Source organism: Pseudoalteromonas sp. OFAV1 (genome assembly GCF_021532595.1).
Classification (GTDB): domain Bacteria; phylum Pseudomonadota; class Gammaproteobacteria; order Enterobacterales; family Alteromonadaceae; genus Pseudoalteromonas; species Pseudoalteromonas lipolytica_C.
In genome coordinates this window covers 18988-30925 of the sequence record NZ_JAKGBG010000030.1, presented here as the reverse complement: position 1 = coordinate 30925, position 11938 = coordinate 18988, and the positions used below count along the sequence as shown (strand labels likewise).

The 11938-nt window shown below is 41.1% G+C and carries 11 protein-coding genes and 1 riboswitch; of the genes, 3 read left to right on the top strand and 8 right to left on the bottom strand.

Going from position 1 to position 11938, the window contains the following annotated elements:
- Positions 1-379: 379 nt before the first annotated feature.
- The 4 genes from ylqF to L1267_RS15625 form a co-directional block, all read right to left on the bottom strand.
- Positions 380-1333, bottom strand: coding sequence for a ribosome biogenesis GTPase YlqF (gene ylqF, locus L1267_RS15640; RefSeq protein ID WP_138558098.1), 954 nt, complete (start codon positions 1331-1333; stop codon positions 380-382).
- A gap of 108 nt (positions 1334-1441) precedes the next feature.
- Complete coding sequence (locus L1267_RS15635) at positions 1442-2668, bottom strand: sensor histidine kinase (RefSeq protein WP_235383350.1); 1227 nt, start codon at positions 2666-2668, stop codon at positions 1442-1444.
- Positions 2668-3372, bottom strand: a complete 705-nt coding sequence (locus L1267_RS15630) for a response regulator transcription factor (protein ID WP_135923003.1) — start codon at positions 3370-3372, stop codon at positions 2668-2670. The genes L1267_RS15635 and L1267_RS15630 overlap by 1 nt, the downstream gene beginning before the upstream one ends.
- 9 nt (positions 3373-3381) lie before the next feature.
- The gene (locus tag L1267_RS15625; RefSeq protein WP_235383349.1) at positions 3382-5817 is read right to left on the bottom strand and encodes a TonB-dependent receptor; all 2436 of its coding nucleotides are present in this window, start codon (positions 5815-5817) and stop codon (positions 3382-3384) included.
- Between the two features lie 221 nt (positions 5818-6038).
- On the opposite strand from L1267_RS15625, the gene L1267_RS15620 reads away from it, so the two are divergent.
- Positions 6039-6575, top strand: a complete 537-nt coding sequence (locus L1267_RS15620; protein WP_138558096.1) for a YaeQ family protein — start codon at positions 6039-6041, stop codon at positions 6573-6575.
- An 8-nt stretch (positions 6576-6583) separates the two neighbouring features.
- Positions 6584-7189 (top strand): PGAP1-like alpha/beta domain-containing protein, encoded by a 606-nt coding sequence (locus L1267_RS15615; protein ID WP_135923006.1) that lies wholly within the window; start codon positions 6584-6586, stop codon positions 7187-7189.
- Between the two features lie 4 nt (positions 7190-7193).
- On the opposite strand, the gene L1267_RS15610 is transcribed toward L1267_RS15615, so the two are convergent.
- Positions 7194-7403, bottom strand: a complete 210-nt coding sequence (locus L1267_RS15610) for a hypothetical protein (protein ID WP_054562952.1) — start codon at positions 7401-7403, stop codon at positions 7194-7196.
- A gap of 366 nt (positions 7404-7769) precedes the next feature.
- Between L1267_RS15610 and L1267_RS15605 the strand changes: the two genes are divergently transcribed.
- A complete protein-coding gene (locus L1267_RS15605) occupies positions 7770-8243 on the top strand; it encodes a Dps family protein (RefSeq protein ID WP_054552310.1) in 474 nt (157 codons plus the stop codon).
- Between the two features lie 42 nt (positions 8244-8285).
- Here the strand turns inward: L1267_RS15605 and L1267_RS15600 are convergent, their stop codons facing one another.
- From L1267_RS15600 to L1267_RS15590, 3 genes are all read right to left on the bottom strand, one after another.
- A complete protein-coding gene (locus tag L1267_RS15600; protein WP_235383348.1) occupies positions 8286-8687 on the bottom strand; it encodes a hypothetical protein in 402 nt (133 codons plus the stop codon).
- A gap of 66 nt (positions 8688-8753) precedes the next feature.
- On the bottom strand, positions 8754-10832 hold the full coding sequence (locus L1267_RS15595; protein WP_235383347.1) for a S9 family peptidase: 2079 nt from the start codon (positions 10830-10832) through the stop codon (positions 8754-8756).
- A 275-nt stretch (positions 10833-11107) separates the two neighbouring features.
- Positions 11108-11677 carry a chitin-binding protein gene (locus tag L1267_RS15590; protein WP_135923009.1) on the bottom strand — a complete coding sequence of 190 codons (570 nt, stop codon included), beginning with the start codon at positions 11675-11677 and terminating at the stop codon, positions 11108-11110.
- A 109-nt stretch (positions 11678-11786) separates the two neighbouring features.
- Positions 11787-11871: riboswitch (cyclic di-GMP riboswitch) on the bottom strand.
- Positions 11872-11938 lie beyond the last annotated feature (67 nt).

Below are 11938 nucleotides of genomic sequence, written 5' to 3'. Positions count from 1 at the left end.
ATTGCGCGTAATTTACAGCCTAACTTTAGTGCTAATGCATTGTATTGCTGAAGTTTAAAAAACAAACACAAAGAAATGAGAATTATTTTCAATTGAGTATTGACAGACACGCAAATCTAATTGATAATCACTATCAACAAGACAGTGAAGTGTTATGACTTGTTCGGAATAAACTGATTTGTTTCTCGACCCTGAAACACGTGTGGCCCACGATAAAGCTAAGATCGCCTGTTGCTAATCGCAACGCCCCTTGATGTTGGCAACAGGTGATCGCCCTACTATTTTACTTGCTACATTGCTCATATCGGTGACGGTAGATATGAAACTAAAAAAGCCCTTACAGGGCTTTTTTTATGTCTGAAAAACAAATGATGGCTTGTTAACGGCGATTCTTGCGCGCACGCGCTCGGCGTTGTTTTTTCTCTTCTTCTTTTGCGGCTTTTTTTGCCTCTGCAGCAGCGCGAAGCTGTGCAACCATTTGCTCTTCTTCTTCACGCATGGCCGGTGTTTCCATGGTAATACGACCAATAATGCCATCGCGTAATTCGTTAATAAGAATTTCAGACATCTTGTAAGTATCGATTTGATTACCACCGCGGATACAGCCACGCTTTTTACCTGCCATTTCAACAAACTCCCAGTCAGACTCTGGTAGCTCGTCAATTTTATAACGGCTTTTTAAAAGCTCTGGGTATGCATGCAGTAAATATTCAGCGGTGTAACTAGCCACTTCTTCGTAATCGATAGCGGTATCACGAATTGCACCGGTTGCTCCTAAACGATAACCTGAGTTTTCGTTTTCTACTTTAGGCCACAACATGCCCGGCGTATCGTAAAGCATAATGCCATCGTCAAGCTTAATACGTTGCTGCGCTTTTGTTACCGCAGGCTCATTACCTGTTTTTGCCACAATACGGCCAGCTAAGGTATTAATAAGTGTTGATTTACCAACATTGGGAATACCCATGATCATGGCTTTAATTTGTTTATCAGCACCCACTTTATGCGGCACTAATTTTTTACAAAGTTCATTAATACGGTGTACTTCACCCGCTTTATCATTACCAAAATCAATCGCTTTCACGCCACTTTGCTGCTCAAAGTAGTCTTTCCAAGCTTGCGTCAACTTAGGATCAGCTAAGTCCGCCTTGTTCATGATTTTGATCACCGGTTTATCGCCACGAAGCGCAGTAACCATTGGGTTTTCACTACTGTAAGGAATACGGGCATCAAGTACCTCAATGATCACATCCATCTGTGGCATGATTTCTTTAATTTCGTTGCGGGCTTTGTTCATGTGACCCGGGAACCACTGTATTCCTGCTCTACTCATTAGATTATTAAGCTCTTTATTTTAAAGGCTAACGCCATGGGGATTTTGCTGATAGGTATAGTTTACTACATCAAGCAGGATTGTTTAAAAATAAAATCATGCCTTCCATCACCACGAAAGACGAGCGACTACATGCGCTGTATCTGCATGCAGTGAGAATGACCAACCATTGCGCTCACATAAGCGTTGCACAATACCTAAACCTAAGCCGTAGCCGTGAGAAGCTGTTTCAGTCGCCGTATACTGGGTATCACCGCCACTGAACTGATTAGTGATTAATAATTCATGCTCTTTAATCAAAATTGCAATCGGTTCCTGTCCTGCAAGGGTATGCTCAAACGCGTTTCGCACCAGGTTATTAACCGCAATAGAAAATGCCTGTGCATGCCCATAAATTATGGGATTGGCGAGCTCATCAAGTTCAACACCAACGAGCTTACCGTTTAACAAATAGCGTTGCTGCTCTACTGCTTTTCTTACCAGTGGCATTACTAAAAACTGCTCATCATACAAGCCATCATCAGTTTCACGAGCAAGACACAAAAACATTTCGATCATTGTATTCATGTCGTGTGTTGCCCGCCTTACACGATCTAGCACCTTCATATCGGCAGGAGTCAATTGGCTTTGTTCTAAAAGCTCTAGGGCGCCGGTAATGACTGTCACTGGCGTACGCAATTCATGGCTTGCTGAGTCTGTAAAATAGCGTTCTCTTGCGATGAATGCACTCACTCGCTCAAAAGCCTGCTCTATTGTACTTGCGAGCATGCCAACTTCATCATTTGTATATCGGTTAGCATGTATACGCTTGTAATCTTCGTTTGATAATTGCTCAGGATTAATGTCGGCCACAGCTTTAGCAAGTTGAGTTACGGGAGCCAAAGCTCGACGCATCACAACAATTCCAAGCCCAAAGCCTAATAACCCCAATGTTCCTACAAGGCTGCTAATAATAAGTAATAACCACCAATCCTCTGACGAAGAAGCCTCAATCTGCGCGACATCAAACACTACAAACCCAGGTGACTGCTCATTGCCTGTATCAATTACGGCAACATGTAATTCTTCGCTATCAAATTCATACAAGCCTACTGCTGGATTTGTTTGCGCCCACGCTTGAAGTGATTGAGGTAAGTTATCTACTTTATCGTACGCCTTAAGATTTGTAGTAATAGCAGGGTAGTTATCTGATGCAACTTGCAATTGCTGGGTTAGCACACGATCTTCACTCAATCTTATTGCAGCAAAGAAAGCAAACCCCCATGCAATACTGAGCACAGCCACACACATTGCAAATGCGATAGCGACACGTTTGTGCAAACTATGCCGATACATTATTGCACGTCCTTTGCAATTCGATAGCCGATACGGTGCACAGTATGAATCAATGGTGTATCAAATGGTTTATCAATTGCCTGTCTTAACTTGTACATGTGCGAACGAAGCGCGTCACCATCGGGAGGCTCATCTGCCCATAATAAAGTTTCGAGACTATCGCGTGTAACAACAGAAGGAGATACCTCCATTAACCGCTGCAATAACTTCATACTTGCAGGATTAAGCTCAATAAGCTGGCCTGCACGATGTACTTGCAAGGTGGACTTATTCATCGTTAGATCAGACACAGTCAATACCTTGTTGGTATTGCCATGACTCCGCTTATAAAGAGCTTGAAGGCGCACATGTAACTCTTGCAATGCGAATGGCTTTACCAAATAATCGTCGGCTCCGACTGCAAACCCTCTCAGTTTATCATCAAGCGTGTCTCTCGCAGTGAGCATAAGTACAGGTGTTTCAACGTCAGCTTCAGCTCGCAACTTTTGACAAAAGTGTAAGCCATCCATCCCTGGAAGCATTAGGTCTAAAACAATGACATCAAACTTGTTGTTCATCGCTAGTTGCATTGCACTTATACCGTCATAAGCAAAGTCCAAGAGATAACAGTGCCTTTCTAGATACGCAGCAATATTCGCACTAATGTCACGATTATCTTCAACAATCAAAGCTCTGATCGGCTCAGTATTCAAAGCATCTAGCATTTTTCTTCCTTACCAAGCGTAATCTAATCGCAATCCGATCAGCGGTTCAGCTTCGCTATCGTCAACGACTTCAATTCCTCGGCGGTAATCAAACTCAGTGTCATCAGCTGATGAAGCTGCCGTGACATTTATAACATCAAGGAAGGCGGTAACATCAATAGGACCAAAGGCACGTCGGTAATCTACACGAACATTCAATGAGCCTGATCCTTCTTTACGGCCAACATTACGCTCTGTAATTTCCTTAGAGTAACGCAAAGGCTGCCCTGGCCCCAAAACATCTTCATGTACAATAAATATGTCATCTGGTCTGCCAGAAAGGTATTTATATCGTCCAGCAAGCTTCCAACGGTCACTTATCTCCCATGTCAGCCCTAACGTGGCAACATGTTCACGACTAAATTCAGCAGCTACGTCGCCAAAACCATCCTTTCGGTCTACGACCGCATCATTGTAAGAATAGGTTGCACTGGCGTAAAGACCTTCGAAAATAGTAGCATTAAGCACAAAATCAGCACCATATGAAGTACCATCACCATCATTTGCATAAGTTCCACTGGTACGGTCTAGGTCAACCACTAAGTCGCTAAGTTGCTGATAATAAACTTCCGTTAGTAATGACCAGTTGGCATTAGGGAAATATTTAAAACCAACACTCGTATGGGTAATTTTTTCAGTTTTAAGATTATTAGTCTCGTTAGCTGCAAGTTCTAAATATCGCGGTGACTGATGAAATAACCCCGCCGTTGCAAAATACCTTACCTTTTGACTTGGCATCCAGTTGATGCTGAATCGAGGTGATATAAAACTTTCATCAGCAAACCCATCTCGTTCAAATCGTAAACCTGTACCAAAATCCCAATCACCCATTTCAAAAATTTGTTCTATGTAGCCTGTATAGTTTACTTCTTTCAAAGACGTGACTGAATTAAGGCTTTCAGGGGTTAGTACAATAAACTTTTGCTGTGGGTCTGGTCTATAATCGTCACTATCATAAACATACCGATTCCATTCACCATCTAAAAAGGTGCTGTAATCTAGTTCAATTTGCGTAATTCGGGCACCGACGCTCAACATCCCTAATTGATTTTCTACCTCAAAATCACTTCTCCAACCAATTTCTGTTTCACCTTCAGATATAGTGATAATGTCTTCTCGAATAGGGTATTCAGAAGCTGGCGCTCCCTCGGGCACAAGATCTGGATAAGCCTCACCTTCAGAGCTCAATTTATCACTTTTTCGGTAGTAAACTTTATTAGTCAAAACAGCAGTTTCACCAAGTAACGTGGTCAATGTTAAACCATACAAGTCACTATCTTGCTCGGCATTTTGCAATGCAGTATCTTCAAAATTAGGTGATTCAGAAACATGCTCAACGCCACGAGTATATTTCTCATGCGTATCCATGAGTAACACTTCAAAAGTGTTATTTTGATTAATGGGTATCACTGATTTAAAAATAATATCCCTTAAAACAGGTTCACCAATATCTAGCTCTTCGATAGTTTCAAACAAGGCACCAAAATCTAACCGCCTTGCAGAAAAAAGCATAGTTGCTTCATCAGTGATATTTATAGGGCCGTCATAACCAACTTCATAACCAGCAAGGTCGTAGCGAAAACTGGCAGATGGGCTAGGGTTACCATCGGCCACTTCTAGCTTCAGTAAAGACCCTGCACGACCACCATAAGCTGCTTGCCACCCGCCAGGTGAAAATTCTGCTCCATTTATCACATTGGGGGCAAATATAGAAAAGCGACCACCGCCGCCTACATCTTCCTCTTCACCTAACGTCGCATCAAAGTGAATAGCTTTATCAAAAGGAAAATCATCAACAAAGAGTAAATTATCTCTTGGGCCTCGACCACGCACACTAAAACTTGCAAATTCACTGTCAGATGCGACACCTGGCAATCCATCTAGAGAAAGTAGTGGATCTGCACCTCCTCCCACGGCACTTCGCAGAGATTCTCTGTCGAGATAGGTGCTAGAGCCTGAAGTAAATGTATCAGCTTGTTGGGCTCTTACTTCAACTACTTCTATGGCTTGTTCTCTAAGGTCAAATTCAACCTTCGTATTTTTACGAGTTACAACGCGAATACTTGGTTCGTATAAAGCCGCAAAGCCACTTTTTGTAATCTTTATTGAGTAAAGGCCCGGGTCGAGTCGCTCAACAACAATACGCCCTTGTAGATCAGTTTGTAAGGTTTGTATTGCAGAGGTTTCTCGTTCCTTAAGTATGACTTGTGCGTTTGGAAGTGGTCGATCTGTAGTCTGATTTTTAACAATAACCGTTATTGCCCCAGGCTCTTCTACTGCGTAAGAGTAAAATGCCAAACTACTCAACAATAGCCATGTAAATGACCAGAGTATCTGTCTAAATTGCTCTCTCATAATTGCGTCCCTCTTGGCATCAACCATGATCTTGATTTCAATAACTTGCACATACTTTCATCCTCCCAAATAGCCCTAATTATTGAATTCGAATTAATCAACTTTAGACGTTAGCAAAGTAAATGTGACTAAAATGTCACCGGCGTAATTTAGGTTTATGAATACTGCTTTTGATAATAGATAAGGATTAATCAAAAGTTTCGCTGGAGATATTTAAACGTCGGTAAGATTAATTGCGCTATAATGGCGCAAATTTTTTCAAGTAAGCAGTTATGGCTCTTAAATCAACCATTATTAAAGCGCAATTATCGCTAAGCGATATGGACCGCCACATTTATCAAGATTTCAATTTAACACTGGCACAACATCCATCAGAAACCGAACAACGCTTGATGATCCGCTTGTTAGCTTTTGCACTTAATGCTCGTGAAGGCTTAGAGTTTACGAAAGGCTTATGCGCAGATGACGAGCCAGAGCTTTGGCACATTAACTACAGCGAAGAAATTGAATTATGGATTGAGCTAGGTTTACCTGATGAAAAACGTCTGAAAAAAGCCTGCAATAAAGCCAAGCAAGTTGTTTTGTATACTTACGGTGAAAATAACCAAGCAATTTGGTGGCAAAAACATCAGCCTAAGTTGTATGATTTTAAAAACTTGAGTATTTTTAGTCTCGATTATGCTGCTACCCAAGCACTAGCAGAGTTAGCCGATCGTAATATTAAGCTCACCATCACAGTTCAAGATGGCGAAGTATGGGTTAGCTCAGATACAGCAAATATCGAAATTAAACCGCAACAGTTAATGTAAGGAATGCGATGGCAATTAGGCAGGTTGTAGTATTACACGGACTTTATATGTCGGGCTTTGTGATGCGCCCTCTGTGTGCGCGTCTCGAAAAGTCAGGGCTTAAAATACTCAATTTGACCTACAATACACTCTCCCCCGATAGAGCGGCAATTTTCGATAAGATTGATCGCTTTATTAATGGTAAGCCAACCGCCTTGGTTTGCCATTCAATGGGGGGGTTAGTCGCCCGCGCTTACCTTGAAGCCAATTCACTACAAAGTCGCCATGTCGAAAAGGTAATCACCTTAGGCACTCCACATAAAGGCAGCCATATTGCTAAGCAAATGCAGCAAAAAGGCTTTGAAATGCTGTTAAAAAACAGTGTGGAATTTTTATTATCAGAGAATGGAGATTGGCCGTTTAATGCCAAGCTTTATAGTATTGCCGGCGACTTACCAATAGGGCTAATGCCACTGATTGCCAAAGGCAGTGTTTCTGATGGTACGGTTTTGATAGATGAAACCAAGCTCAATGGCATGGCAGAGCATAAGGTGTTTCATTTGAGTCACACCAGTATGATCTACTCACGCCAAGTGATGGATTACATTATTAAGCTTATAAATCAAAGTGAGTGATACTTTAATCTTCAGCACTTGCAGCCACTTTGTATGAGATTAATACAATGATCCCTAAAATCAGTGGTACTGGTGCAGCAATGTAACCAAAGGTATCAAAGTTTGCGAAGCTAGCGCCGGCTAAATGACCTACTAAACCGATAACAAATGCAAGTAATGCAATCACTACAACAACTATTTCAGCTTTACTTTCTTTAACTGTTTTACCGTCCATTTTTATTCTCCTGGTTAAATGCGGTAAGGTCATTATGCGCTTCTATTTCGTTGCTTTTTTGACCTAAATCAAGTTCTAAATCGGCGTGTTTATCAGCTAATACAAACTTTGTTTTAGATCATACTTTCTGCTTAATTTTTGCATATCTGCAAAATAAGGTAGATTTTTTGCTCAGTTGCCCCAAGTGTATATAACAGGTAATTCAATGTTATGTTGATAGTGCACTAGCGGGTAAAAACCGCCTTTGATAGCTAAAACCTATCACGGCGTTCGAATTAAACCATTTTACAGATTAACCAAGATGGCTAATACTTAACACCAAGCACTAGCAAGTAAACAATTAACGGTTTTTTTAAGGAGCAATCTATGTCACAGGTAAATGCAATTGGTTTAAACAGCGCAAAAAGTGAAGACATCGTAAATTCACTAAACTCTTTACTAAGCTGCTACCAAATTCAATACATGAACGCACGTGGTTTTCATTGGAATATCAAAGGTCGAAACTTTTTTGAATTACACCTTAAATTTGAAGAAATTTATAACTTACTACTTGAGAAAGTAGATGAGATTGCAGAGCGTATTTTAACCTTAGGTGGTACACCTGTGCATGCATTCTCTGAGTACATTGAAGCAAGCAAGATCAGTGAAGCTAAAAATATCACTGAAGGTACTGCTGCTGTTGAAAATCTTTTAGCGGGTTACAGCACGCTTATTCAGATGCAGCGTGAAATCTTAGCGCAAGCAGGTGATGCGGACGACGAAGGTACAGCATCATTAATGGGCGACTACATTAAAGAACAAGAAAAACTTGTTTGGATGTTAAAAGCTTACCTTGGTTAATGTTTAGAACAGAGACTAAAAAGCCCTCAATTGAGGGCTTTTTTACTTTAACCACTTTCTTAAATTTTCGTACTCGGGCCTTGCTTGAAAAAGACTCTCGGCATCTGGGTGAAAATAAATATCCATTTCTACCCCCGACCAAACTACCTCTAACAAATTGCGGGCAATGATATTTGCTTTAATATAATCAACACGTTTGTAGCCCCGCGCTTTTACGGCCTGAAAGTAAGCCTTTGCAATCTCAATACTATCAGCCGTCGCTAATTCAAATTGCTCCAAATTCACTACCGCATACTGAATTGATTGTTCAGGGTATTTCATGATTTCTTGACCGACTTCAGTGCTAAATGAAGCAACCGCCTCTTTGTTAAAGCTGCCGCTCATTTCCACATAAATCACTGGCGGCTCAACAAAATAGCGCCAATCACCATGGGCTTTAAACATGCTTACCCCTTTGAAATACAACTTAAGTTTACGCTTATAAACGTTATTTACTTATTTATCTAAGCCTTAATTCGGTAATAAAGCAATAAAAAACGCCATTTCTAATGCCTTTTCTTCAAGGCTTTTAAAACGACCAGATGCGCCGCCATGGCCTGCATCCATATCGGTTTTAAACACCAAAATGTTGTCATCAGTTTTAAATTCACGCAGTTTTGCCACCCACTTCATTGGCTCCCAGTATTGCACTTGAGAGTCATGAAAGCCGGTAGTTACGAGAATATTAGGGTAGTCCTGCGGCTTAATATTATCGTACGGCGAATATGCCTGAATCACATCATAAAACGCAGGGTCATTTGGATTGCCCCACTCGTCATATTCATTCGTAGTAAGAGGAATACTCTCATCTAGCATGGTGGTTAGCACATCTAGAAATGGCACATGACAACCGATACCTAAATAAAGCTCAGGAGCTTGATTTACTACAGCCCCCATCAGTAACCCTCCAGCACTACCACCAGAGGCAAATACTTTTTCTGGGTGTGCATAGCCTTGCGTAGTAAGAGCACGCGTAACATCAATAAAGTCACTAAAGCTGTTTTGCTTATATTGCTTTTTACCTTGTTCATACCAGTGACGGCCTAGCATTTCGCCACCACGAATATGCGCAATCGCATAAACAAAGCCACGGTCTAGCAAACTTAATGAGCTGCTTGAGAAGCTAGGATCGATGGTAATTCCGTACGCACCATAGCCATATTGCAGTAGTGGGTTAGTGCCATCTTTATTAAATTTATCAATACGATAAACCAAAGACACCGGCACTTGTTCGCCATCTCTTGCGGTGATCATTAAACGCTCTGAACGGTAGTTTTGCGGGTCAAACTCGCCGAGTACTTGCTGTTGTTTTAATAAGGTTTTGTTCCCGGTTTTTAAATCAACATCATACAAAGAACCCGGCGTTGTTAAGCTCGAATAGTAAATGCGTGCAGTGCTCACATTCGGCTCTGGGTTCATTGCAATTGCGGCATAATAACAAGGATCATCAAACTCTAAAGTAAGGCGCTGATCGTGCTCATTAACTACCACAAAACGTGTTTGGCCTAGCTCTCGCTCAGTGAGGATAAGGTAGTCATCGAATATCTCAACCCCTTCTAACAACACGTTTTCGCGATGCGGGGTATGTTCTTGCCAAAGACTTTTATCGCCAACGGTACTTTGTGTCGCAGTCATTAAGCGAAAGTTTTTCGCTTGCCAGTTAGTCACAATGTAAAAGGTATCACCTAGCTTATCAACATCGAACTCATGGCCTTCTTCGCGTGGCATTAAAGCGCTAAACTCCCCCTCTGGGTTATTAGCATCTAGCACCCAAGTATCGTTTGTTTCTGTGGTCGCAAGGTCAATAATGATAAGGCTTTCATCGCGGCTTTTGCCAAGCCCCATGAAGAAGCTTTTATCTTGTTCTTCATAAACCAATACGTCATCAGCTTGCGGGGTGCCTAAAACATGGCGGTAAACCTGAAAACCCAACAAAGTTTGTAAGTCTTTTTTCACATAAAAAACGGTTTTACTGTCATTAGCCCATACCACTTGACCTTCGGTGTTTTCGATAACATCACTAAACATCTCACCATTGGCAATATTTTTAAAACGCACGGTATATATACGGCGACCTTCGGTGTCTTCTGAGTAAGCAAGTAGCTGTTCGTCAGGACTAATAGCCACTTCGCCCAACTCATAAAATTCGTAATCGCCGGCTAATTGATTTACATCTAACAACAAGTGCTTATCGCGCGCTTCTATGGAGCTGCTGCGATAATGGCGCGCATATTCATCATCGCCACGTACTTCTGAGTGATACCAATACTGACCATCTTTCACAGGTACCGTGTTGTCGTCTTTTACAATACGGTCTTTTAACTCATTAAATAATTGTTCGCGCAGAGGTTTTATGTCTGCTAGTTGCTTGTCGCAATAATCGTTTTCGGCATTTAGGTGCGCTAATACATCCTCATTTTCACGCTCATCATCACGCATCCAATAATAATTATCGGTGCGAGTCTGTTGATGAGTAGTTAATTGATGAGGGTGTTTTTTGGCAACAGGTGGATGCGCTAATAAAGACAAAGAATACGATTTTGATGACACAGGGAAAAACCAAAGTAAAAAACGAATTGCAGGCAGTTTATCACAGAATTATACCAATCAGCTTAATTAAGCAGTCTATTTTGAGGCAATAAAACCTCGTTGATAACAAGGCAAAAATTTCGTTATTTAGTTGTTCTAAATGAGAAATTTTTAACGCAGTTAGCGACAGGTTTAATCCCTCAAAATGATTAAGTATTATTGCGGGTTGGTATTAAAAAAGCCCACTCAAATTGAGTGGGCTAAGCAATGCTAAAATAGCATTTAGGGGGAAACTGTTAATGTGACACTTGTTGCCACGCCATAGCCCAACTTTTCCCAACTCCCGGTTCAAAGAGTGGGTTATGTGAATCTTTAACACGGCAAAACTCACTAAACGGCCATGGCTTGCACATGTAAATATGACCCGTTTTAGGTTGAAGTACTTTTACACCTGCATTGTAATCATTGCATGCTTGTGGGTAGACATAGTCATACTCGTTTAATCTATCTTGTACTCGCTCTTCACATTTAGCGATGCAATTAAACGCCACTTTTACATGCGTTATACCCGAACCTTCTAGGGCATAAATTTGGTTTGAACGGTATGCAACCACCAAACCTTGCTCTGTCATTTTGCCCGCTTTAACCAACGGAATATGCACATTAATATGTTCAGCCACAGAGCGAGGCCAATTATGAGGCTCTCCATCATCTGAGCTCACAATTGCATATTCGAATGATAAATCGACTAGCTCTCCTTGCATGTCATAAAAGGTCACTATCACCTTATCACCAACAAAAAGTTGGGTATGATGATTTAAGCAACCAATTGGCAACCATCTTCCAGAGGCCATTGACGTATGCATAAACAAAATATCACCCTAAGAGCAACGAATAGGTACTATAGTAACAATCGAACAAAATATTTATGTAAAGTTTGAGGCAAAAGAACCAAAGCACGTAGATTATGTGCTTATCAGCGGTCCCGCTATCATAGTCTTAAAACCTTAGACCGGAAACTTTGCGTCCTAACCTTTCAGTTAGTTTGCCAAAAACAAAATGAGTATAATCGCGACCAGAAAACAAATCAAACAAAAGAATGTAATCAAACATTATATATAGCAAAT